This window comes from Candidatus Nitrosopumilus sp. bin_68KS, assembly GCF_054095825.1.
Window position 1 is genome coordinate 1 of the sequence record NZ_JBSWSP010000029.1, and the last position, 21321, is coordinate 21321.

Below are 21321 nucleotides of genomic sequence, written 5' to 3' on the forward strand. Positions count from 1 at the left end.
TAGCAAAAAGAAAACCAGTTAGAAAAACTGCAGCAAAGAAAAAGGTAGCAAAAAGAAAACCAGTTAGAAAAACTGCAGCAAAGAAAAAGGTAGCAAAAAGAAAACCAGTTAGAAAAACTGCAGCAAAGAAAAAGGTAGCAAAAAGAAAACCAGTTAGAAAAACTGCAGCAAAAAAGTCTAAACGATAAATTTCATAATACGCTTTCTAGATATAACATATGTTTGGTTTCATGATGTGGTTGTGATAAAACGTGGTCCAATAATTTCTATATCTGGATTGATATTGATAATTGTCTCACTTTCAATTGCATCTTTTATTGTTCCTGATGATATTTCTGAAATGAACAATTTTTCTAATTCCATATTTGAAGAAATGTTTGATAAAATTACTAGTGAGATTCAAATCATGCCTGGTGACTCTGCTTATTTTTCATATAGTACATTTTCATCAGATGTCCCATTATTATGGGGAATTAGAATTGTTGATTATCAACTTGGTGATAAATTATCGATAAAACTTTCAAATATTTTCGGTGATGATTATGGTGATTTTATTCAAAATGATTCTATGCTTTTTGAGATGCTAAATATTTCTCAATCTGATACATTAAATTTAGAAATCAAAAATATTGGAACCAGAAATGTGGACGTCATAGCAATGTTTTCTGAAGATCCAGATAATTTTGATCCTCTTTCTGGTTCAGATTCTTCTGTTATGAATACGATGTTGATTCTAGCTCTATCTGGATTTGTATTAATTTTTGGAATAATTGTTTCAATTATCGGAACAATAGTAATACTAGTAGATTTGAAAAATAATCAAGGCAATAAAAGAAGTTATTGAGTACCAACTATCAAAAATACACATTAATTTAAAAACACTCATAATGTTTTTGATTAAAAAGTGAAATACGTATTATTTTGTCTTTTTTAATAATGGTTTTGCAATTATTGGTGTTATTATCGTGGTGATAACACAGATTGCTACACAAACAGAAAACAATTTGATGTCTAGAATTCCAATTGAAAAAGCAACTGCGGTAATTGTTAAACCAACTGTTCCTCTACCATTTAATAATGATGCAATTGCAAGACCTTGAATGTGTGGAATTTTTGAAAGTTTTGTACCAATATACCCACCAAACATCTTACCAATTATCCCAAATATTATCAAAAATACTAGAAGTGGGATAATTGTTTCTAATGCTTGACCGCTGAATTTTATTCCAATAATTCCAAAAAATAACGGAGCTAAGAAAGCAAAAGTCATTCCAGACATAATGCCGTATGTTTTATCTTTCTCTTTTTCACCTCCGATTTTCTTACTGAAAATTAGTCCTGCAAAGAAAGCACCGATAATGAAGTGTAATCCAGCTAGGTCTGCAATAAAAGATAATGCGACTGCTACTACAATGAACATGCCTAATTTAGCTTCATGTGTTTTTGTTTTTTCAAAAAAATACGCTATTTTTTGTAGAATCCGATGATTACTTTTGTATACTAGAAAAGCTAGTAATGCAATTCCTCCAAGATATAATGTCATGTGTAAAATGGAAATTCCTAACTCTGTAAAATTTAGTGCATATTCTTCACTTGCATGAATCTGTAAAATTACTGCCAAAATTACTAGTGATATTATATCATCGATTACCGCTATGGATATTACAGTTGTGCCTGTCTTTGTTTTAAGAATCCCCAATTCGCGTAAAATCATTGCACTGACAGGTACTGATGTAACTGATAATAGTAATCCGATAAAAAGAGATTCAATTAATTCTAAACCAAAAAATATTGATAATTGGTATCCTACAAAAAAGGGAATTATTAAGGAAGTGATGGAAATAATAAAAGCTGATCTGCCTATTTTTCTTATTTCGCTTAAATTCATTTCAAGTCCGATGAAAAGCATAACAAAAAATATTGCTATTGTTGAAATTATCTCTAAATTTTCTGATGGCTGAATTATGCCAAATAATGTTGGCCCTAAAATTATCCCTGCAAGGATTTCTCCTCCTAAAGCTGGTTGTTTAATTTTTTTAAATAATTCTCCTAGAAGTTTTGCCCCTGCAAGCAATATTGCTATTGTGATGAATATTTCCCCTATTTCCACAAACTTGTATTAATTTACTTGTAAATATATTGATTAAAATTTAATTAATCGCTCACCTATCCACTATCTTTAATTTAAAATTTAAAAATTTGTAGAGATACAAAAAAGAAGTTTATACTATCTTTATTGAGGATTTATTTCCATTTGACCAAATTTGCCTTTGGTAAGGGATACTTCACCTTTGAACTCATTTGTGTATCCGTTAGTGATCACAACTGTGTCTCCAACATTAACTGCTTTAATGTCGTCACCCCACAATGTGAGTTTCATTTGGTCATCTTCTGTTTCACCGTTAGCTATAACTGCATCGCAGACATCAACTGTTCCTCCACTTTTTAGATTTACAGTTCTTGGATCTCCTTTGCTTTTCACTTCGGCATTTACATTAACTCCACTTCGCATTTTCTTTGCTTGTGAAATTGGTATGAACTCTGTCATCTATTTTTGAATCAAATTAGCACGATTATAAGCTTTCTCAAAAATAATGAAATTTCAGTTCAATACTCTCTTTTTTCCTAATAGTAATTGAGAAATATTGGTCCATACACAAACTCATTGCAGAGGTATCGAAGCCCGGTCAACCGAGAGGGACTCAAGATCTTCATAATAGGAAATCCCTTCTCTCAGGAGTTCGTGGGTTCAAATCCCACCCTCTGCATTTTATTATAATCTAATAGATAATATTGAAAAATTAAGCAACAATTGCTTTTACTTTAGTTGTGGAATGTGTTGATATTTTTTTATGCATTTCAGCCAATTCTTCGTCCTTGAAAGATAGATTGCACCTAAAACATTTCCAAACTAACTCGGACATATTGAGTGTAGGCACAAATTGCTTATAAAGATATTGCATGAATGATTCAATTTATTACAAAACATGATCATTGTTGTAAAAATCTTGTAATTCTTTTAATTTTTTAGATCATATTGATATTTTTTTCTGACTGAATGATGATCCAAGGGTTTAGAAACAAAAAATGAGACATAATTTTTGAAAGAAGTTGGATATTTTTGAATTTTTTAGTGAATTTTCATATTTGGGCATTTTTCTTGTATTGATTGGTATTAACACTGCACCAATATTGATGCCCCCGAGCTGGATTGTCTTAACATCTTTCTACCTTCTTGATCCTAGCTTGAATATTGTGATTCTTGCTATGGTTGGTGCTACAGGAGCTACTCTGGGAAGATTCTTTCTCAAAAAAATCAGTGGATTCTTTAGAAAATTTGTGGGAGAAGAACAAAAAACGAATCTTGATATTATTGGTGATTATCTAAATAGAAAAAAATATGGATACATTATTGCATCTTTTTTGTTTGGAGCTACCCCACTTCCCAGCAATATGCTGTTTATAGCATATGGGTTAATGCGTGCAAAGAGTGTGAGTATCTATGTAGGATTTTGGTTTGGTAGGACCATGTCATATATAATGATGATTTATTTTGGTGATACTGTTTTAAGACCCTTTTTTGAAATCTTTGAAGATCGTCTTACAGGAATTTTATTAATTGATGGTATTGGAATATGTCTTATCGTTGTTTTTGCATCTATAAATTGGACTGTTTTAATAACTCAGAAAAAATTAAAGTTTGTCAAACCAAAAATTTGGAGAATCTAAATGAAAGTTCTTGATTTACTTAAAGCCGAAGTTAAAAAAACAATTGAAAATGATCCTGCACATGATTTTGAACATATTATGCGAGTTTACAAAAATGCTCAAAAAATATGTAAAAAAGAAAGAGCAAACGAAAAACTTGTTTTGAGTGCTGCGCTATTGCATGATTTAGTTTCATATCCAAAATCTGACAAACGCTCTAAGATGTCTTCCATTGAAAGTGCAAAAAAGTCCCAAAGTATTTTAAAAAAATATAATTTTCCCGATGAAGAAATTACAATTATCTCTGATGCTATTCGTGATCATAGTTTTTCACAAAAAAAAATTCCTGATACTATAGAGGGGAAAATTCTTCAAGATGCTGATAGATTGGATGCCATAGGTGCAATTGGAATTGCTCGAGTTTTTGCCACAAGTGGTTTGCTTAAACGACCATTTTATAATATTGATGATCCTTTCTGCAAAAAAAGAACCCCTGATGATAAAATATGGGCAGTTGATCATTTCTTTAAAAAATTGCTGAGACTAGAATCTCTGATGAACACAAAATCTGGAAAAATAGAGGCAAAGAAGAGAACTAGAATATTAAAGGAATTTTTAAAACAACTAAAAGACGAGATTTAGCCATAATCTACATATCTATCATAACGAGTTTCAACTTCTTTATTCTCTCCTGATTTTATCTTCTCATATTCATCCTTTTTTCTATATTCTATGTATTTCATGATCTCTGAAAATTCCTCTTCTCTAGGATAAGAGTCAAAAACTGGTTCTATTTTCTTTAAAAATTCTAATGTTTTCTCTCTATATTCTTCCCTTGTGGGCTTTTTTATCCCCTTCATTCTGAACCACACAACTGCCCAACTAGAGCCTACAACATGTGGCAATAAATCAAATGCTCTTTGAATTTCGAATCGTTCGTCGTTTCTCATGATTCTTGAAGAAATCTTGAAGCCGATTTTGCAAAATATGTTACTATCATGTCTGCACCAGCTCTTTTAATTGAGTATAGAATTTCCTCTGTGATGTCTTTTTCATTTACATATCCTAACTGTGATGCAGCTTTTACCAATGTATATTCGCCAGATACACTGTATGCAGATACTGGAATGTTGTATTTTCTTCGAGTCTCAGCAATCAAATCCAAATAAGATAATGCTGGTTTTATCATTACGATATCCACTCCTTCATTGATGTCTGTTTCTACTTCCATCATAGCTTCCCTTGCATTTGTATATGGAACTTGGTATGTTTTTCTATCGCCAAATTTTGGAGCGCATTCTGCAGCATCTCTAAATGGTGAGTAAAAGTTTGAACGATGTTTAGCTGAATGTGACATAATTGATACATCTGTAAATCCTTCATCATCAAGTGCTTTTCTTATCGCTGCAACTTGACCATCCATCATTGCAGATGGTGATACTGTATCCACTCCAGCTTTTGCTTGGCTAACAGCAATTTTTGCAAGAGTATCTAAACTGGTATCGTTATCAATTTTATCTCCCTGAATTATTCCACAATGACCTGTAGATGTAAACTGACATAGACACACATCTGCCATGATTACAATCTTATCTCCAAAATTCTTTCTAATTTGAGATATTGCTTTTTGAACTATGCCGCTATCATCAAATGCAGAAGTTCCAGACTCGTCTTTCTGAGTTGGAATACCAAAAAGCATGATTGCAGGAATTCCTAAATCACTAATTGTTCCTACTTCGTCATTTACATCTTCTAAAGGTAGTCTTTCAATTTCTGTCATTGATTCTACTTTGACTCTGGTCTTTAGATCTTCTTGAACAAATACTGGACAAATGAAATCTTTAGGTGATAGAGTAGTCTGCTGAATCAACTCCCTCATTTTCTCAGATGTTCTTAGTCTACGTAATCTTCTTGCAGGAAATGACATAATCAAATTCTTTATGGGTAAAATATAATCCTAGTCTACCTGATCTTGTTTTTTATAGTCAAATAGCTTACTTGCCAATTCTAAAATATCTGGTTTTCCTTGTTCTGATGCCCTTCTAATATTATTCATTGGAGTTGACACAATACTTTCAACAACTGCTTTTGTTAACTCTTCGATAATCTTAATTTTCTTTTCATCTTTTTCATCAAGCATTTGTAGTGCTTTTTGTAATTCTTTTTCTCTTAGATTCTCTATGTTTTTGAATACATCTTTCACTAATGGCTCTGCATCTAATCTTTTCATTGAGGCTTCTAATACACAAACTTCCTCATTAATTATATTTTCAACTGTTTTCACTTTGTTTAATCGTGAATTCATATTTTTCTCAACCATCTCAGCAATTTGATCTAGATTCATTAACTTGATTCCTCCTATTGTGGCAACTTTTTCATCAACTGTCCTTGGATTAGATAAATCCAAAATCATCATTCCATCTTTTTTTTCTTTCATTGCATTAGAAATTCTTTCATTTGTTACAAGAAAATATGGTGCTGTTGTTGCTACAAACATTACATCATAATTCCCAAAACCTAATAGAACCTGCTCAAATTTAATTGGGTTTCCGCCCATTGTTTCACAAAAAGCTTCTGATCTACCAAGTGTTCTACTGGTAACATCAAAAGCATACCCTCTTCGTTGTAATGATTTTGCAACAAGAGTTGATACTTCACCTGTGCCAATTAGCAAAATTTTCTTCATTTTTAATTCATCGATATTTTCTTCAGCAAGCTTTACTGCCATAGAGCCTACTGATATTCCTCCAGCTCCAATACCGCTAGTGTTTCTAATTCTTGTACCTATCCTAATTGCTTTGTCAAATAATTTATTGAGATGTTGTCCTGATGCTTTGACTTCTCTGGCAGAAGTGATAGAGTTTTTTATTTGACCTAAAATCTGTTCTTCACCTATTACCATTGAATCTAATCCTGATGTTAGTTTCAACAAATGATGAATGGCTTCTTTATTTTCTACATATTCTATATTTTCATCAAATGCTTCTTCTTCAAGACCAGTAATTGCTGCCCATGTTTTCTTGATTTTATCAATATCGTACGTTTTTGATTTTCCAAATAACTCAATTCTATTGCATGTTTGAATAATTACACACTCATCTAATCCTGAATGCATTTTGAATTGCTCATACGCACTTTCCATATTTTTTATTGTGAATTGTTCAAGAATGTGAATTGGTGAATTACGAAAAGTAACACGTGCATTAATGATATTTTGCTTCATTTCCAATTCCTCAATATTGTAATTGCTTGCTTTTCAGCTTTCTTTATCTGTCCGTCTTTTATTAACTGATCAATCTCATTATCGTTGATAATTTTATGCAGGCACTCTCTTCTTTGAGAATGTGATGGAATCAATTCCTTTGCAAATTTTCTTGCGATCTTTTGAATTCTAATCTGGACAATGTCTTCTTTTGTAATTAATTTCTTGAGTGCTTTTGCTGATTTGTCTTTTATTTTCTTTGACATTGCTGGGCTTTGACCTCCTGTAAATATTGCAATCTGAACCATACTGTCAAAATCAATAATTGCTGGATTTGAAAAGTCACTCTCTTCAGGATTATCTGAACTATATGCCATGATCTTTTTTCTTTTTGCAGCATTGATTATTTTCTGATTTATCTTTTTGTCAGTTGTAGTTGTGATAATCATATGTGGTTTAAATTTTGAAATAAATTTTGTATCTTGAATTTTTTGTTTTTTGAATTTGATTTTTTTTGCTTTAAATAATTTGTTTACTTGTGTGCTTATTAAATCGCTAATTACTATTATCTCGCAATTCTGTTTTAATAGAGAATTGATTCTTTTTTCTGCCTCATTTCCCCCTCCTATGACTATTACTGTCTTATTTTGAAGATTAAGATCAACTATCATCGATCAAAAGGACTGGGGTTTCTATTTATGTATTAAAAATCATCTAGTACATTTCTAGCTACATTTTTAATTGAATGGTCAAGATATTGACTTGATGACTTCTATGGATGAATCTGATAAAGAACTCTTAAATGAAATTCAATGGACTTTTCCACTTGTTACGAGACCTTTTGATGCTATTGCTGAAAAATTTAACACAACACCCGAACTCATCAAAGAACGCCTTAACCAACTAAAGGAGATTGGTGTATTAAGGCAACTAAGTGCTATTTTTGATACAAGGAAACTTGGGTATACTAGTTCATTAGTTGCAATGGAAATTGAAGATGATAAACTAGAATATGTTGCTAGTCAAATTAATCGTCATCCTGGTGTTAGTCATAATTATGAACGAGATCATCAATTTAATCTCTGGTTCACTTTGGCTGTTCCTCCTGGTGCTGATTTAAAAGATGAGCTTGAGAAATTCAATGTACTTCCTGGCATTAAAAAAGTAAGGATGCTTCCAACTTTACAATTGTTCAAGATTGGTGTAAAGCTTGACATGGTAGATGATAAAAAACATAAAGTTGCACCAACAGAAGAGAAAAAAGAAATTAAAAATATTAAATTTGATCCTACTGAAGACGACAAAAATTTTATTCGTGAATTACAAAAAGATATGGAAATAATTGATGAGCCTTTCGTAAAAGCTGCTAAGAATCTTGGAATTACTGAAGATAAATTATTTGAAAAAATGAAGTATTATGAAGAAATTGGTGTGATGAGAAGATTTGCAGCCATCTTGAGGCATAGACAAGTTGGATTTACTGCAAATGGTATGATTGTTTGGAAAGTGCCTGGAGATAGAATTTCAAAAGTTGGAGAAACTCTTGGCTCATTTCCTCAAGTGAGTCATTGTTACGAACGACCTACATATGCTGATTGGCCATACAATGTATTTTCAATGATCCATTGTAAAACCCATGATGAGGCAAATGAAATGGCAAAAACAATACAGGATCAAATACATGTTGATGATTATAAAATTCTCTTTAGTTCTCGCGAATTCAAAAAAACACGAGTTGAATATTTTGTAGAGAACTCTTTTAGTTTAGAAGAAAAAGTTCCCGCATCCTAAAATTCATTTTCATCATGTCCAACAACATGAACTGTGCAAAAATATTGATCATTCATGTTGCAATAAAATTCTGAATCTTTCCCACATGAAATACATGGTGGTTTTTCATCTAGTTCTGAGAGCTTTGTGTGGTATATCTTACTTCTACTAGTTATACCTGAATCCTTGTAAATTCTAGTCAGATTGGTATAGTATTCTAATTCTCCGGGATTTAACGATTCTTCGTTTTTAATTTTTTTAATAATTTTCTTCCATTTTTTATACTCGCCAATTTTGGCAAGATTCATTCTTTCTATTACTTCTAAAGTTTTTTCTGAATCTATGGGAATGTCCATTTGTTGTTTAATTTGCCTGAGATGTTGCCTTTAATTCGTAAGATGGCCATGTGTTATACAATTCTTCAATCTCTTTCATGTCTGATGCTGAAATATATTCTCCTTTAGTCATCTCTACATAGTTTACAATCTCATCTTCACTTACAACTGTGGGAAAAACTGATGCAAATCCTTTCTTTGTCATGATAAATTTCATTGCCAATTCTGTAATTGTTAATCCGTTTCTTTCTGCAATGGGTTTTAGCAGTTCAACTTTTTCTAATGATGCTTTAATCCATTCTCCTTTTCTAACTGATCTATGATCTTTCTCATCAATTTTGGTCTCTGCATTTACTTTTCCAGTTAAAATTCCTGATGCTTCAGGTACTCTTACTAGAATTCCAACATCTTTCCCCTCTGCCTTTCTCATCAATTCATTTCCTGGTGTTTGCTCTAAAATATTGTAAACTGTTTGAACTGCACTAACATTTGGTCTCTCCATTGCTTCTAGACCTTCCTGTGTCCATCCAATTGCAGGACCTAAAGCAACTTGATATGTCTTAATTGATTTATCTTCAATGAAACTATCTAACACATTAAAAATAGAATCATCTCTGATGTGTTTTAATTTTGGATTGTGTAATCCATACATGTCTAAATGATCTGTTTGTAATCTCTCCAAACTATCTCTTAATGCTTTTCTAGTAAAATCCTCATCAAATCTTTGTGGGAGTTCACTGTGTCCAATTTGTTCTACCTCTGAAAAATCATACCCATATTTTGTAGAAATTATAATTTCATCTCTCATGTCTTTGAAAACTTCGCCAATTAGTCTTTCACTTTTTCCTTTGCCATACATGTCTCCAGTTTCAAAAAAGTTAATTCCTAAATCATATGCCTTTTTGAGCATTCTTTTTGCCTCATCTTCTTCAATCTTTTTACCCCACCAATCAAGTGCAATAGACCATGCACCAAATCCAAGTTCTGATACTTTGATGTCTGTTTTTCCTAGTTTATTATATCTCAATTTTTATCTCCTTTAATTTTGATTTTGTATTATATATTTCAAAACTATTCTTACATTCAAATTTTAGCATTTATGTATATTCCAGATTTGCAGCTATGATTTTTTGAGAAAAATTTCTTTGTATATGATCAAAATTTTGGATATTTAGCCTAAACTGGAAATTAAAGGAACAATATCTTTTTTGACACACACAATCATTGGAATATCGTTTTTAACATATGTTGAAACTTGAGTCTCTCTTAAATCCATTATAAGATCTTGAAAATCTCTGATATTATCAACTTCAAAAGCTAACATAAAGTCCTCATCATGTATTCCAAAAGAGTATGTGGTATTGAGAATTACTTGAGGGTATTTTTTGCTCACTTCAATATGTTCATCCATTATTTCTTGACGCTTCTCTTTTGGTAGTAGATACCATTCTCTAGTTTTTGTAAATGGATAAACAATTACATGTTTTTTTGGATTATTTCCTGTTACAAATCCATGGGCTTTTTGTTCTTGGACATAAATTGATGGCCTTGTACATGACAAATATGTCATTGAAGGGAGAATATATTTTCCAAAAACTGTTTTGTATATTTTCTCAATAACTATTTGAATTTCCTCGACTGTTTTTGCTGCAAACCAAAATAAAAAATCTGCATCATCTCTTAACCCTAAATTTGAATATGATCTAAACATTATTCCTGAATTATTGATTACGTTTTCAACTTCTTTTGCAGATTCTTCTTTTGCCAAATCTGCCATCCATCTCCATTTAGGGTCGACTTTGAAAAATGAGAAATTAAAATAGTATTGATCATTGTCTTCTGACATGTTTTCTACAATTTTGAAACCCTATTTAAACAAAAACTAGATTTTCTATTCTAAAATCTCAATAATTTTATCTTGTGATTTGTGACCTGATTTTATTTGAATTGATATAGTAGGTATTTTCAATTGTTTTGAAATTTTTTTAATAATCTCTTTGTTTGCTTCCCCTTTGATTGGTTTTGATTTTATTCCTATCTTTATCTGATCATTTTTAATTTCTAAAAATTCTTTAGAAAAATCTACATGTACTTTGTAAATCAATATATCTTTGAAACTATTACTGAGTTAAATTTGATTAGGCAGGTTGCTCTAATACCCAATCATAGCCTTCTGCTTCTAATTTGTCTGCAAGTGAGGCATCACCTGTTTTTAGTACTTGACCTCTGGCAAATACGTGAACAAAGTCTAGTTTATCTAAGAATTTCAAAATTCTAGCATAGTGTGTAATTATAATCACTGTTGCATCTTTGCCTGAAACTTTACTGATTGCCTGAGCAACTGCTTGAACTGCATCAATATCTAATCCTGAATCTGGTTCATCTAAAATTGAAATCTTTGGTTTTAGTACTGCCATTTGTAATACTTCTGCACGCTTTTTTTCTCCACCTGAAAAACCTTCATTGAGATATCTTGACAAAAACTCTTCTTTTAATCCCACTTTTTCAAGATTTTCTTTTAGATATTTTTGAAACTCCCTAACTGTGATGAAAACTTCTCTATCGTCACCTTGAAGTGCTTTACTCAAAGAGTTGTATGCTGTTCTTAGAAAGTGAGAAAATCCTACACCTGAAACTTCTGTTGGGTATTGAAATCCTAAGAATAATCCTTTTTTTGCTCTTTCATCTGCACCTAATTCTAAAATACTTTCTCCATCTAACAAAATATCTCCTTTTGTAACTTCATATTTTGGATGTGCCAGTAATGTATAGGCAAGTGTACTTTTTCCAGAACCGTTTGGTCCCATTATGGCATGTACTTCTCCAGGACCTGTCTTTAGATTTACACCTTTGAGAATTTCTTTACCTTCTCGTGATACATGAAGATCTCTGATTTCTAATACTGCCATAATACGGATTCCTTTGTTTCTCTATATAATACCGACGAAATTTAGCTGATCCTAATGTGGTTTTTAATAAAATGAAAAGAGGGGGGGGGGGTTAATATTTGGCCAGAGATGGTCTTAGAGTAATTTTGAGCTTGTAGCATGTTAGAATTTCTTTACATCTATTTCTGATAGTAACTTCTGTTACTCCTGCAATACTTGAAACGTCTCTTTGTAGAACGTTTTGTCCAAGTAGTACTGATGCCACATACAGATATGCTGCTGCAATTCCATTTGGAGCTTTTCCATCTGCAATACTGCTATCTTTAGTTTTTTCTGCAATTTCCAAGGCTAGTCTTTCAACTCTGACCTCAGTTTGTGTCATGTTGGCTATCTTTGAGATGTATTTGTCCATGGTTACAACTGGGGATGCTAAGTGTCCCATTTCCATTACCATGGTTCTGTAATATCTTGCTGCAAGTTTTGTTTTTGACTTTACATCTTTTGCCGGACAAATTCCGCGACAAATTTCTTCTAATGATCTAACTACATCACATTGTTTACATGCCATGTAAATTGTAGCTGCAGTTATGCTGACTACTGATTTTCCCTTCACATCAACATGTCCGTCCAAGTTTCTGTATATCATAGAAGCAGTCTCCAAAACATTTTTTGAAAGACTAAGACTATCACATGTTTCTCCCATTTTTGTTAAAACATTTGCAAGCCGTCTTTCTTTTGGTGAGGAAACTCTTACTCTTTGTTGCCACTTTCTGAGATTGTGCATTTGATTTGCAACGTCACGGTTGATTGTTTTTCCGCTAAAGTCTTTTGCACTGATTGAAATCTCAGTAGTTATTCCCAAATCATGTTGGGAATAAGTTGTTTGTCCTGTAGCTCTTGCTAATTTCATTTTGTCTTCGAAATTTGAGCTAATAGTTTCTGGACCATAATCTGCTATCTGATCATCGACTACTACGCCGCAACCAGAACAGATGATTTCACCATTCTGCATGTCATCTACTAATGTAGACTTACATTCAGGACAGTTTTGTTTTTCTAGTATGTTCATTATTTTCTTCTCCTAAATTTTTTTGGTTTATTGACAGGAGATTGCTCTGTTGCGTAAACGCTTTTGCCAATGTATTTTTTAATACTATTTGTTAATGGCGTTGCTGATGCAAATGGTCTACTTACTGGACCAATCATTTCGTTTACTTTTGCAACTCTAGTTCCCTTCTCGTCACAGAGTATCTGTCCTTCAACTAATTCTTTAGATAGTTGAATGATTACCCTGCCACTACCGGCTAGGTGCATTATTTCGCCTACCTCCTGCAATTAAAAATACTAATCATGATACTGTTATCATAGACTTCTGTCAACTTTACTTTAGCTAAGAGCTAGAATTGATTTTATCTTGACTGCTTACTTCTTTTTAATACAAGTTTTTCTGAAATCTTGTTAAGAATTTTTGTCTTTGAATATTCTTTTGGTAAAACAATATACCCTGACCTGACAAAAGGTCTTTTTGGAAATCTAACTTTGTCATCAGATTCTGTGATTTTAAATCCTGCTGCAGTGGTTGCATCCATCAATTCTTTTAGTGAAGGATCAAATACACATTTCTCTAGTCCTACACGTCTACCTTTTGATTTTTTTAAATTCTTATTAAAATAATCCAACCAGATTACGATGTGTTCGTAATCTTTCATTTTATTCCTTTAGTAAAATTGCGTTAACTATTCCGTTTTGTCCTGGTTTTGAAACAACTTTACATTTGCCTTCTTGTGTTTCAAGGATTGCACCTTTTGTAATAATGCCTCTTCTTTTGTAATCATTGTTTGTTGCATTATCTAATACTTTGAGAATTTTTGTCTTCTTTACTTTTGCATCTCCTGTAGCTAGATTAACAAAATCAATTGATTTCAATGCTGTTTTGTTATTATTTCCTCGAACTCTGCGTGTGATGGTAACTTGAGCTCCTGTATTTGGTTCATTTGGATATCTATCAGTTTCATATTTTCTTCTAATTCTTAGCGGATGTCTACGACCTCCAGTAATTTTACTTGTAGCTAAGTTCTCTACGGATTTTCTCACAAAAACTTGTTTGAATTACTCTAATTTATACAAAACGCAAAATATTAGCCGTAATTACTTTTTTTTAATTTACTTCTGTAACTATATGGGGTGTGGGGTTTACTCTACTCATACTAGCTGTTTTTCTGACTTTGGAAAACAATCTCTGTTTGAGATCTTCTACATCTCCTTGAATTCCAAAGTATTTTTGGAATTTCTCTGTTGTGCTGTAAATTTTTAATCTCCCAACATTTTGATGGTTGATGTAATCTAACTGTCTAAGTTCTTTTAGATGTGAATATACTCCAGAACCTCTTGTCTCTACAAGTTGTTTTGAGGATATTGGTTGCATATATGCAATGTATGATAATGTCTTAAGTGTAGCATTTGGAAGAACTGGTTTTGATGCATATCTTTTGACAGTGGAACTGTATTCTGGTTTTAATTGCATAACATAAGATCCATCTGGCAGAATCACTATTTCTAATGCTTTGAATGCAGTTTTTGTTTTTTTCATAATACTCTGAAGTAAATCTAGTGTTTTTGTCCTTGATTCTGTGCCTGAAGCTCTGATAATGTCTTCTAATCTCAGTGGCCTGCCTGCTGAATATAGAGCTGCCTCTATTCTTGCTGTTGCCTCATCCATATTCTCAATTTTAGCCATTTAACTTCATCTCCTCTAAAATCTAGTTAAAGAAATCTTTTCTCCATTTTTGATCAATTTGTTAATTCCTCTTTTATCAAAATAATTTTAATGTCATCTTCTATTTGCTCCAGATCTACTTTTTGGTCTCTTGCTAGAAATAGTACTGCAAAGAAACACCTAATTGAATCCACTTGATCCAATTCTGAAATAATGTCTTGTAGTATACCAAATCCTACCAGTGAAATTTTTTTCATTACAAGATCTTCGTATTTTCCTATGATACTTTCAAGGGAAATAAAATAATCTTGAAAGTTTGGTGCTACGATTGGCTCAATTTCCACTTGTCTGTTTCTTCTGGATTGTGGATTTGCTATAGTTCCAATTAAATTTTGAAGTAATCCTAACAAATCATCTAATGACACTGGGTAAGTAGATTCATGTCTGTATGGGATATCTATTAACTCAATATCTACATCTGTTCTTTGATGCATTGGTTTTTTTTCCATTGCAGCTTTTTGTAATGCAAAAATACTTTCAACTTTCATTCTGTAAATTAATGATGAGGACAATGCAGCCATTCCTGCTACTTTAAGATCTTTCTTGCCTGTTTTCTCAAGAATTTTTATTAATAAATTTAAAATCTGTATTAGATCAATTTCCCAGACATCTTTTTTGGCAACAGATGATGGGCTAAACAGTATGTTTACTGGCTCCTGAGAAATACTGTTAGGGGTTTGGGCTTCGCTCACATGGTGTTTTTCTTATCTATTCAATAATATCTAAGGGCTCTATTTTTTTCTCACTTCCAGTCAACTCTTATATTGTTCAGAAAAAAAATCCCTTTGTGAAATCTGCTCGAATTATAGGCCCAAATGAACCTCTTATAGTATCTGAATTTGAGACTCCAAAACCTCAAGGAGGTCAAGTTCTACTCAAAGTAAAATCTGTGGGTGTTTGTCATAGTGATTTACACTTGTGGGAGGGCGGATATGATCTAGGAGATGGCAATTTTATGAAAGTCACCGATAGAGGAGTAAAATATCCTGTAACTCCGGGCCATGAAATTGTTGGTACTGTTGAAGATATTGGAGATAAAGTATCAGGCATATCCAAAGGTGATGACGTTCTAGTTTTTCCATGGATTGGATGTGGGGAATGCCCTGCATGCAAGGTAGGTGATGAAAATCTATGTGACACTCCAAAGTCTATGGGTGTTTTTCAAGATGGAGGTTATTCTGATTATGCATTAATCCCAAATTACAAATATTTAGCTAAACTTGATGGTGTTAATCCTGATTCTGCAACTTCACTTGCTTGCTCTGGACTTACTGCATACAATGCTGTGAAAAAAGCAAATGCAAATTCACCTGAATTCTTACTAATCATTGGTGCAGGTGGTTTAGGTCTGATGGCAATTCAAATTGCCAAGGCAATCACTAAAGCCAAAATTATTTGCATTGATAATGATGACAAAAAATTTGATACTGCAAAAAAGATGGGTGCAGACTTTGTTGTAAATACAAGTGTATCCGGTTCTTTGTCTAGCGGAACTGGAAGCTCAGTTGATAAAATAATTTCTATATGTAATGGTAAGGGCGCTGACAGCGTTATTGATTTTGTAAATGCCCCTCAAACTGTAAGAACTGCATTGGGTGCTGTTCGTAAAAGAGGAAATATTGTTTTAGTGGGGTTGTTTGGAGGATCACTTGAAATATCTCTAGTAACAATTCCTCTAAAATCTATTATTATTCAGGGTGCATATACTGGAAATTATACTGACATGGTGGAACTACTTGATCTTGCAAGAAAAGGAATCATTAATCCTATGATTTCAAAAAGATATGCTCTTGATGAGGCAAATTCTGCATTAGAGGATCTAAAGGCAAGAAAAATAGTGGGTCGTGCTGTAATTAATCCATAGTTTTAGAAATTACTACAAAATCTTATAAAATAAAAAAAATGGATACTGATATTGACAATCAAAATTAATTGTGAAATAGCACTAACTCATCTAAAGAACAAACAATTCATTACTGCCTATAATCTATTTCTTGATCAAGCTGAATCTCTTAAAAAATCAGAACATCTGAAATCAGCTTTATTGTACATGTTGGCATCTGAATGTAAAAAAAGACAAGGCAAAGCTTTTGAAAATGAAATAAAAGAAGCAGGTAGTTTATTTGTAAAATATTCTAAATTGGAAAATTCTGAAAATGTAAAAGGTGCATTACTATGTGCTTCAAAATGTTATTTGCTATTAGGTGAATTTGATAAAGCAAAAGACGTTTATCAAAAAGCAAAAATGATCATTCCTCAAAAAATTCAAGTTACAAGACCTATTGTAATTATTGATGATAGCAAATCCATCGTAATGAAATTACAAAGTTATGTTGAAAAATTAGGTTATTCTGAAATTCATATTTTTGAAAATGGAAAAGATGCAATCAAGGGATGCAAAAAAATCTTTTCAGAAAATAAATTTCCGATAATTCTACTTGATATGGGATTGCCAGATCTTCAAGGTGATGTTGTTTCATCAAAGTTACTAAAAGATAATTTACATGTACAAATTATTGTAATTACTGCGGATGAAAAAAATACTTCACGTGTTAACAAAACAATCAGTTCTGGCGTGTCTGCATTTATCCAAAAACCATTTACACTTGATGAATTAAAAAAATCTATTGATATTGCAGAATCTGAATATAGTTTGTTACAATAACAGTAATGACATGTTGAGAATGTTCACATCTTTGATATCTACTTCATTGATTCTGTAATCTATTAATTCTTCAGAAAATTTCTCTACTATTTTCTGTGTTGTATTTGATTTTTCAGAATTTAATTGAATAATCACTAACATATTCCATTCTCCATGCATGTTTGCTACAAGAAGATAGTTATCTAATTTTGTAATGAAATCTTTGATAGAATCTTGTACTGTTTCTAGAGATTTTGAAGGTTTTAATTTCATCAATACTACTTGATATTGATTTATTCCAGATACGTCTGTTAGAACTGCTCTGTATCCTTTTATGATTCCACTTTTTTCTAGTCTTTCTATTCTCTTTCTGATTGTCCTATCTGATACATCGTGACCTGATTTTTTTAATTCTGATGCAATTTCTTTTGAAGGGGTTCTTGCATTTTCATTGAGAATCTCTATAATTTTTTGATCAACTTTATCCAGATTTGACCATGCATCTTCACTCATACTGACTAAAAGTTCTAATGCCTTTTGAATTTTTGCTTGAATCTATTTTACACAACATATTTTTAGTATTCGCTTACTCTTCTAAAATCCAACCTGATTTTAAAATATCTTGGTCTTCATCTTCTCCTACCCCTGTAGCAAATCTCCAAATAACTGGTGAATGTGTATTCATATTTTCTTTAATTTTTAAAAGTGCCTCCATTTCTGAATCTAGATTTTTATCTGCATTTCCATGTTCTTTACAAAATTTACATTTTCCATCAAGTGTAATTGGCTTTGATTCTATCAGCGGATATGCTTTACATGCTAAAGGCCTATCCTCATAAATTTTACAGGGAAATCCACCATGTGGTGATTTGTTGCCGCTAGAGGTATCTAGAAAAGGACATGTATTGCCATTTTTTTCAATTCCCATCATTTGATAAGCTAAAATTTTTGTTGGGCTTGAATTTTTTCCTGTTGAAATTCCAATTCTTGGAAGAATTTTAACTTGTGTTTTGTTTAATTTTGAAATATTTTCAATCTTTTCTTTTTCTTCAGGTAGAATTAGGACGCCGATTTTTCCAAATTCCTTACTTGGATAATACTCCCTCTCTATACAACACTGTGAGCATTCCTTGATACATTTGAATTCCACATATTTTTTTAATTGTATTGGATAAAATCTCTTGCGTAAGGTCGACTCTTTCCAATCAAAAACCCTACCAGTTATATGCTCAAATTGTTAAAATAGGTCATGGGAAAGCGCCAAGTAAAAAATGAAAGTGCACTAAAAGAAATTCGTCTTCCTGAAGAAGGTGAACAATTTGGACGTGTATTGAAAATGATGGGTGGTGAAAATGTCATGGTGAAATGTGCTGACAATCTGACTCGAAGAGGAAGAATCAGGGGAAAATTAAAGAGACGAGTTTGGATTCGAGATAATGATATTGTAATTATTGCACCTTGGGATTTTAAGGAGGCTGACCGTGGTGATATTATTTGGAGATTCACACTTCCTCAAGTTGAGTGGTTAAAAGATAATAACCACATTCCAAAAGATTTCTAGTTTTGTTACATTGTTTTATCCTGCTTAGTTAATATAGCGAATACATTACTTGAGTATCAAATGGAACAAGGCACCGTAAAGTGGTTTAACCGTACTAAGGGCTTTGGTTTTATCGAAAGAGAAGGTGGAGACGATCTGTTTGTTCACAAATCAGATGTTGACGGATTCATCAACGAAGGCGATAAAGTCGAGTTTGAAGTAGGCGAAGGTCAAAAAGGACCTGCAGCACAAAAAGTCAAAAAATCAGCATAGGCAGTAAATTTTTTAATTTAAGATTTCATCTTTGTTTTCTTAAACCAGTCTATCTTTTTATTATTTTTAATTTAATTTTTAACTTAGAAAAATTGTGGTCCCAAGCGAAGGAATTGAACCTTCGACAACCCGGTTTCTGTATGCCTGATATGCTGTTATTCGGTCAGCCATCTAAAGCCAACAACTACAGCCGGAAGCTCTACCAGGCTGAGCTAGCTTGGGACAAGAAAAACGAGGATCTCTGGTATTAAAAAACTATCGTAGGTGATCTTTTCTTTGATCGTTATATGCATTATAAGCATAAATACGGTAAAAAATTCTTCTTTACCTATGTCACAACTCCAGATGTCTTATTCTGGTTATGTGTGTGCTCCATATTTGCATACTCATGAATCTGTAGAACTTAAAGAATCTTGGATAAACTCAAAAAATATTGAAAAATTATTTTTTGTAACTGGTACATTTTCCACGGAAAGTAAACCGTATTTCTCTGATTCTACCAATCATTATCTTTTAGCAAAATTCAAAGATAGTGCAAAAATATCAAAGGATCTAATAAAACATAATCAAGATAAAACTTCTTTTGTATTCAACATACATGATGATTTATTCCGAAGGGAAGTTAATGGTGAAACAAATTTTGTGACTGTATATTATTTGGAATATGGTGAAGATGGAGAAGATTTCCAAGAAATTGCAAATCTTTTACTAAAAAGAGAAAAAATTGAGAAGGCAGGATTTGGAAAAATGAATACATTTTGTTTAACTCCTTCAAAATTCACCTTTCCTTATTCTGAACATGTTATAGTCATTGAAGTTGCAAGTGAAAAGAGTCATCAAAGTGTAAAGAAATATTGTGAGCAAACTAGACGAGATGTTAACCGAAAAGGAATGACAATGACTAATTTGATGAGTCTATCTATTCTTGATCAATTAAAGTAGAAAAGTTAAATATTCGACCAAAAACTGTTTTTCATGAGTAAACCATCAGATCTTGGTTCTTTGAAAATTGGATCTTACATTCTATTACCACACACTGATCAACCAAGTGGAGAACCATGTAGAATTGTTGAATATGATACATCAAAGCCTGGAAAACACGGTGCTGCAAAAGCTCGAATTGTAGGCGAAGGAATTTTTGATGGTCAAAAAAGACCTCTAGTAGGTCCAGTCAGTATGCAAATTCATGTTCCGATGATTAACAAAAAAGTTGGCCAAATTATCTCAATTAACGGTGATACAGTTCAAGTTATGGACTCTGAATCATTTGAGACTATTGATGTTGGATTAATTGATGATGAAGTTAAAGGCAAATTGGAAAATGGACAAAATGTGGAATATTGGGTTGTAATGGATAAAACTAAAATCATGCGCATCAAATCCTAAATCGGATGCTGATGATGAGCGGAAAAGCCGTCTGAATGTTGATGAGGATTATGAGTAATGAGGCATCCTTTTTCAACAAATCTCATAAATTTGTTGAATGAAATATTTTTTTGATTATGAAATTAGCTTCTCTTTTTTCCGGTGGCAAAGATAGTACATATGCAATTCATCTTGCTCAAAAACAGGGACATGAAATAACATGTCTCTTGAGTGTTTTTACAAAATCAGATGAAAGTCATTTACTACACCATCCTAATCTTCAATGGACAAAGCTACAATCCGAATCTATGAAAATTCCACAGTTAGCAATACATTCTGATTCTGATGATACTGATGATGAATTACTTTTGTTAGAAAAATTACTGCAAAATGCAATTAACCAATATCAAATTCAAGGTTTAGTTCATGGTGGAATTAAAAGTAATTTCCAAAAAGAAAAATTTGAAACTCTTTGTTCAAAATTTAATTTATTTTTAATATCTCCATTGTGGGATTTAGAACCTGAAACATACATGAATGAATTGATTGATTCAAATTATAATTTTATAATTACTTCTGTTTCTTCTGGTGGTTTAGATGATACTTGGCTTGGTAAATTAATTTCAAAATCTGATATTGTTATCTTAAAACAATTATCTACAAAATTTGGATTCAACTTAAATTTTGAAGGGGGCGAAGCAGAAACATTTGTGATTAACTGCCCTTTGTTTTCAAATCCGATCATTATTAAAGAATCCCAAAAAGAATGGGATGGTTATAGAGGAAGGTTTGAAATAGTGGATGCGGAGTTGAATTAATA

Annotated in this window: 30 protein-coding genes, 2 tRNA genes and 1 pseudogene; 13 read left to right on the forward strand and 20 right to left on the reverse strand. The window is 32.2% G+C overall.

Annotated features, from left to right (window positions below; genetic code table 11):
• Both ACW9W3_RS10060 and ACW9W3_RS10065 read left to right on the forward strand, forming a co-directional pair.
• Positions 1-188 (forward strand): annotated as a pseudogene (locus ACW9W3_RS10060) (hypothetical protein); the annotation flags it as partial.
• Between the two features lie 53 nt (positions 189-241).
• A complete protein-coding gene (locus ACW9W3_RS10065; protein WP_457766013.1) occupies positions 242-844 on the forward strand; it encodes a hypothetical protein in 603 nt (200 codons plus the stop codon).
• A gap of 72 nt (positions 845-916) precedes the next feature.
• On the opposite strand, the gene ACW9W3_RS10070 is transcribed toward ACW9W3_RS10065, so the two are convergent.
• Both ACW9W3_RS10070 and ACW9W3_RS10075 read right to left on the reverse strand, forming a co-directional pair.
• Positions 917-2110: a cation:proton antiporter gene (locus tag ACW9W3_RS10070; protein WP_457766014.1), complete on the reverse strand. Its 1194-nt coding sequence runs from the start codon at positions 2108-2110 to the stop codon at positions 917-919.
• A 123-nt stretch (positions 2111-2233) separates the two neighbouring features.
• Positions 2234-2548, reverse strand: coding sequence for a single stranded DNA-binding domain-containing protein (locus tag ACW9W3_RS10075; RefSeq protein WP_048117122.1), 315 nt, complete (start codon positions 2546-2548; stop codon positions 2234-2236).
• Positions 2549-2667: 119 nt separating this feature from the next.
• Here ACW9W3_RS10075 and ACW9W3_RS10080 point away from each other — a divergent pair.
• The 3 genes from ACW9W3_RS10080 (at position 2668) to ACW9W3_RS10090 (ending at position 4350) form a co-directional block, all read left to right on the forward strand.
• A tRNA-Leu gene (locus ACW9W3_RS10080) sits at positions 2668-2768 on the forward strand.
• 379 nt (positions 2769-3147) lie between these two features.
• Entirely contained in the window at positions 3148-3729 is a 582-nt protein-coding gene (locus ACW9W3_RS10085) for a hypothetical protein (RefSeq protein ID WP_457766015.1), read from the forward strand.
• A complete protein-coding gene (locus ACW9W3_RS10090) occupies positions 3730-4350 on the forward strand; it encodes an HD domain-containing protein (RefSeq protein ID WP_457766016.1) in 621 nt (206 codons plus the stop codon). It abuts the gene before it with no gap.
• Here the strand turns inward: ACW9W3_RS10090 and ACW9W3_RS10095 are convergent.
• The 4 genes from ACW9W3_RS10095 to ACW9W3_RS10110 are packed head-to-tail and all read right to left on the reverse strand — an operon-like array spanning position 4347 to position 7581.
• Complete coding sequence (locus tag ACW9W3_RS10095; protein ID WP_457766017.1) at positions 4347-4658, reverse strand: hypothetical protein; 312 nt, start codon at positions 4656-4658, stop codon at positions 4347-4349. The genes ACW9W3_RS10090 and ACW9W3_RS10095 overlap by 4 nt on opposite strands.
• Entirely contained in the window at positions 4655-5635 is a 981-nt protein-coding gene (gene hemB, locus ACW9W3_RS10100) for a porphobilinogen synthase (RefSeq protein ID WP_457766018.1), read from the reverse strand. Before hemB ends, ACW9W3_RS10095 begins: the two co-directional genes overlap by 4 nt.
• A 30-nt stretch (positions 5636-5665) precedes the next feature.
• Positions 5666-6931: a glutamyl-tRNA reductase gene (gene hemA / locus ACW9W3_RS10105; RefSeq protein ID WP_457766019.1), complete on the reverse strand. Its 1266-nt coding sequence runs from the start codon at positions 6929-6931 to the stop codon at positions 5666-5668.
• A complete protein-coding gene (locus ACW9W3_RS10110) occupies positions 6928-7581 on the reverse strand; it encodes a precorrin-2 dehydrogenase/sirohydrochlorin ferrochelatase family protein (protein WP_457766020.1) in 654 nt (217 codons plus the stop codon). Before ACW9W3_RS10110 ends, hemA begins: the two co-directional genes overlap by 4 nt.
• Positions 7582-7684: 103 nt before the next feature.
• Here ACW9W3_RS10110 and ahbA point away from each other — a divergent pair, with 103 nt between their 5' ends.
• Positions 7685-8701, forward strand: a complete 1017-nt coding sequence (gene ahbA, locus ACW9W3_RS10115; RefSeq protein WP_457766056.1) for a siroheme decarboxylase subunit alpha — start codon at positions 7685-7687, stop codon at positions 8699-8701.
• Here the strand turns inward: ahbA and ACW9W3_RS10120 are convergent.
• The 11 genes from ACW9W3_RS10120 to ACW9W3_RS10170 form a co-directional block, all read right to left on the reverse strand.
• On the reverse strand, positions 8698-9036 hold the full coding sequence (locus tag ACW9W3_RS10120) for a hypothetical protein (protein WP_457766021.1): 339 nt from the start codon (positions 9034-9036) through the stop codon (positions 8698-8700). The genes ahbA and ACW9W3_RS10120 overlap by 4 nt on opposite strands.
• A 7-nt stretch (positions 9037-9043) precedes the next feature.
• Positions 9044-10042 carry an aldo/keto reductase gene (locus ACW9W3_RS10125; RefSeq protein WP_457766022.1) on the reverse strand — a complete coding sequence of 333 codons (999 nt, stop codon included), beginning with the start codon at positions 10040-10042 and terminating at the stop codon, positions 9044-9046.
• Positions 10043-10186: 144 nt separating this feature from the next.
• Positions 10187-10861 carry a chlorite dismutase family protein gene (locus tag ACW9W3_RS10130; RefSeq protein ID WP_457766023.1) on the reverse strand — a complete coding sequence of 225 codons (675 nt, stop codon included), beginning with the start codon at positions 10859-10861 and terminating at the stop codon, positions 10187-10189.
• 45 nt (positions 10862-10906) lie between these two features.
• Positions 10907-11119 carry a DUF167 domain-containing protein gene (locus ACW9W3_RS10135; protein WP_457766024.1) on the reverse strand — a complete coding sequence of 71 codons (213 nt, stop codon included), beginning with the start codon at positions 11117-11119 and terminating at the stop codon, positions 10907-10909.
• 34 nt (positions 11120-11153) lie between these two features.
• Positions 11154-11924: a Fe-S cluster assembly ATPase SufC gene (gene sufC, locus ACW9W3_RS10140; protein WP_457766025.1), complete on the reverse strand. Its 771-nt coding sequence runs from the start codon at positions 11922-11924 to the stop codon at positions 11154-11156.
• A gap of 91 nt (positions 11925-12015) precedes the next feature.
• Entirely contained in the window at positions 12016-12972 is a 957-nt protein-coding gene (locus ACW9W3_RS10145) for a transcription initiation factor IIB (protein WP_048117088.1), read from the reverse strand.
• Positions 12972-13238: an H/ACA ribonucleoprotein complex subunit GAR1 gene (locus tag ACW9W3_RS10150; RefSeq protein WP_182130442.1), complete on the reverse strand. Its 267-nt coding sequence runs from the start codon at positions 13236-13238 to the stop codon at positions 12972-12974. The genes ACW9W3_RS10145 and ACW9W3_RS10150 overlap by 1 nt, the downstream gene beginning before the upstream one ends.
• Positions 13239-13312: 74 nt before the next feature.
• A complete protein-coding gene (locus tag ACW9W3_RS10155; protein ID WP_457766026.1) occupies positions 13313-13612 on the reverse strand; it encodes a signal recognition particle subunit SRP19/SEC65 family protein in 300 nt (99 codons plus the stop codon).
• Position 13613: 1 nt separating this feature from the next.
• On the reverse strand, positions 13614-13997 hold the full coding sequence (locus tag ACW9W3_RS10160) for a 30S ribosomal protein S8e (protein WP_457766027.1): 384 nt from the start codon (positions 13995-13997) through the stop codon (positions 13614-13616).
• Positions 13998-14061: 64 nt separating this feature from the next.
• Complete coding sequence (gene scpB, locus ACW9W3_RS10165; protein WP_457766028.1) at positions 14062-14640, reverse strand: SMC-Scp complex subunit ScpB; 579 nt, start codon at positions 14638-14640, stop codon at positions 14062-14064.
• Positions 14641-14693: 53 nt separating this feature from the next.
• Positions 14694-15371: a chromosome segregation protein ScpA gene (locus tag ACW9W3_RS10170; RefSeq protein ID WP_457766029.1), complete on the reverse strand. Its 678-nt coding sequence runs from the start codon at positions 15369-15371 to the stop codon at positions 14694-14696.
• 95 nt (positions 15372-15466) lie between these two features.
• Between ACW9W3_RS10170 and ACW9W3_RS10175 the strand changes: the two genes are divergently transcribed.
• Both ACW9W3_RS10175 and ACW9W3_RS10180 read left to right on the forward strand, forming a co-directional pair.
• On the forward strand, positions 15467-16543 hold the full coding sequence (locus tag ACW9W3_RS10175; protein WP_457766030.1) for an alcohol dehydrogenase: 1077 nt from the start codon (positions 15467-15469) through the stop codon (positions 16541-16543).
• Positions 16544-16594: 51 nt separating this feature from the next.
• Positions 16595-17344 carry a response regulator gene (locus tag ACW9W3_RS10180; protein WP_457766031.1) on the forward strand — a complete coding sequence of 250 codons (750 nt, stop codon included), beginning with the start codon at positions 16595-16597 and terminating at the stop codon, positions 17342-17344.
• On the opposite strand, the gene ACW9W3_RS10185 is transcribed toward ACW9W3_RS10180, so the two are convergent.
• Together ACW9W3_RS10185 and ACW9W3_RS10190 are read right to left on the reverse strand one after the other, a co-directional pair.
• Positions 17336-17836 carry an Lrp/AsnC family transcriptional regulator gene (locus ACW9W3_RS10185; RefSeq protein WP_457766032.1) on the reverse strand — a complete coding sequence of 167 codons (501 nt, stop codon included), beginning with the start codon at positions 17834-17836 and terminating at the stop codon, positions 17336-17338. The genes ACW9W3_RS10180 and ACW9W3_RS10185 overlap by 9 nt on opposite strands.
• A 73-nt stretch (positions 17837-17909) precedes the next feature.
• Complete coding sequence (locus tag ACW9W3_RS10190) at positions 17910-18473, reverse strand: YkgJ family cysteine cluster protein (protein ID WP_457766033.1); 564 nt, start codon at positions 18471-18473, stop codon at positions 17910-17912.
• A 99-nt stretch (positions 18474-18572) separates the two neighbouring features.
• Between ACW9W3_RS10190 and ACW9W3_RS10195 the strand changes: the two genes are divergently transcribed.
• Positions 18573-18884, forward strand: coding sequence for a translation initiation factor eIF-1A (locus ACW9W3_RS10195; protein ID WP_457766034.1), 312 nt, complete (start codon positions 18573-18575; stop codon positions 18882-18884).
• A 60-nt stretch (positions 18885-18944) separates the two neighbouring features.
• Complete coding sequence (locus tag ACW9W3_RS10200; protein ID WP_048117026.1) at positions 18945-19136, forward strand: cold-shock protein; 192 nt, start codon at positions 18945-18947, stop codon at positions 19134-19136.
• 95 nt (positions 19137-19231) lie between these two features.
• Here ACW9W3_RS10200 and ACW9W3_RS10205 read toward each other — a convergent pair.
• A tRNA-Tyr gene (locus ACW9W3_RS10205) sits at positions 19232-19358 on the reverse strand.
• Positions 19359-19466: 108 nt separating this feature from the next.
• Between ACW9W3_RS10205 and ACW9W3_RS10210 the strand changes: the two genes are divergently transcribed.
• The 3 genes from ACW9W3_RS10210 to ACW9W3_RS10220 all read left to right on the forward strand — a co-directional run bounded on the left by ACW9W3_RS10210 (position 19467) and on the right by ACW9W3_RS10220 (position 21319).
• Positions 19467-20078 (forward strand): hypothetical protein, encoded by a 612-nt coding sequence (locus ACW9W3_RS10210; RefSeq protein WP_457766035.1) that lies wholly within the window; start codon positions 19467-19469, stop codon positions 20076-20078.
• 33 nt (positions 20079-20111) lie between these two features.
• The gene (locus ACW9W3_RS10215; protein ID WP_048117019.1) at positions 20112-20522 is read left to right on the forward strand and encodes a translation initiation factor IF-5A; all 411 of its coding nucleotides are present in this window, start codon (positions 20112-20114) and stop codon (positions 20520-20522) included.
• A gap of 116 nt (positions 20523-20638) precedes the next feature.
• Positions 20639-21319, forward strand: coding sequence for a diphthine--ammonia ligase (locus ACW9W3_RS10220; RefSeq protein ID WP_457766036.1), 681 nt, complete (start codon positions 20639-20641; stop codon positions 21317-21319).
• Positions 21320-21321: the final 2 nt, after the last annotated feature.

Excerpts from the sequence above, each read along its gene's own strand:
- ACW9W3_RS10075 (WP_048117122.1), bottom strand. The coding sequence starts at position 2,548 with ATGACAGAGTTCATACCAATTTCACAAGCAAAGAAAATGCGAAGTGGA.
- ACW9W3_RS10090 (WP_457766016.1), top strand. The coding sequence starts at position 3,730 with ATGAAAGTTCTTGATTTACTTAAAGCCGAAGTTAAAAAAACAATTGAA.
- ACW9W3_RS10095 (WP_457766017.1), bottom strand. The coding sequence starts at position 4,658 with ATGAGAAACGACGAACGATTCGAAATTCAAAGAGCATTTGATTTATTG.
- hemB (WP_457766018.1), bottom strand. The coding sequence starts at position 5,635 with ATGTCATTTCCTGCAAGAAGATTACGTAGACTAAGAACATCTGAGAAA.
- hemA (WP_457766019.1), bottom strand. The coding sequence starts at position 6,931 with ATGAAGCAAAATATCATTAATGCACGTGTTACTTTTCGTAATTCACCA.
- ACW9W3_RS10110 (WP_457766020.1), bottom strand. The coding sequence starts at position 7,581 with ATGATAGTTGATCTTAATCTTCAAAATAAGACAGTAATAGTCATAGGA.
- ahbA (WP_457766056.1), top strand. The coding sequence starts at position 7,685 with ATGGATGAATCTGATAAAGAACTCTTAAATGAAATTCAATGGACTTTT.
- ACW9W3_RS10120 (WP_457766021.1), bottom strand. The coding sequence starts at position 9,036 with ATGGACATTCCCATAGATTCAGAAAAAACTTTAGAAGTAATAGAAAGA.
- ACW9W3_RS10130 (WP_457766023.1), bottom strand. The coding sequence starts at position 10,861 with ATGTCAGAAGACAATGATCAATACTATTTTAATTTCTCATTTTTCAAA.
- sufC (WP_457766025.1), bottom strand. The coding sequence starts at position 11,924 with ATGGCAGTATTAGAAATCAGAGATCTTCATGTATCACGAGAAGGTAAA.
- ACW9W3_RS10145 (WP_048117088.1), bottom strand. The coding sequence starts at position 12,972 with ATGAACATACTAGAAAAACAAAACTGTCCTGAATGTAAGTCTACATTA.
- ACW9W3_RS10155 (WP_457766026.1), bottom strand. The coding sequence starts at position 13,612 with ATGAAAGATTACGAACACATCGTAATCTGGTTGGATTATTTTAATAAG.
- scpB (WP_457766028.1), bottom strand. The coding sequence starts at position 14,640 with ATGGCTAAAATTGAGAATATGGATGAGGCAACAGCAAGAATAGAGGCA.
- ACW9W3_RS10185 (WP_457766032.1), bottom strand. The coding sequence starts at position 17,836 with ATGAGTGAAGATGCATGGTCAAATCTGGATAAAGTTGATCAAAAAATT.
- ACW9W3_RS10195 (WP_457766034.1), top strand. The coding sequence starts at position 18,573 with ATGGGAAAGCGCCAAGTAAAAAATGAAAGTGCACTAAAAGAAATTCGT.
- ACW9W3_RS10200 (WP_048117026.1), top strand. The coding sequence starts at position 18,945 with ATGGAACAAGGCACCGTAAAGTGGTTTAACCGTACTAAGGGCTTTGGT.
- ACW9W3_RS10210 (WP_457766035.1), top strand. The coding sequence starts at position 19,467 with ATGTCACAACTCCAGATGTCTTATTCTGGTTATGTGTGTGCTCCATAT.
- ACW9W3_RS10215 (WP_048117019.1), top strand. The coding sequence starts at position 20,112 with ATGAGTAAACCATCAGATCTTGGTTCTTTGAAAATTGGATCTTACATT.
- ACW9W3_RS10220 (WP_457766036.1), top strand. The coding sequence starts at position 20,639 with ATGAAATTAGCTTCTCTTTTTTCCGGTGGCAAAGATAGTACATATGCA.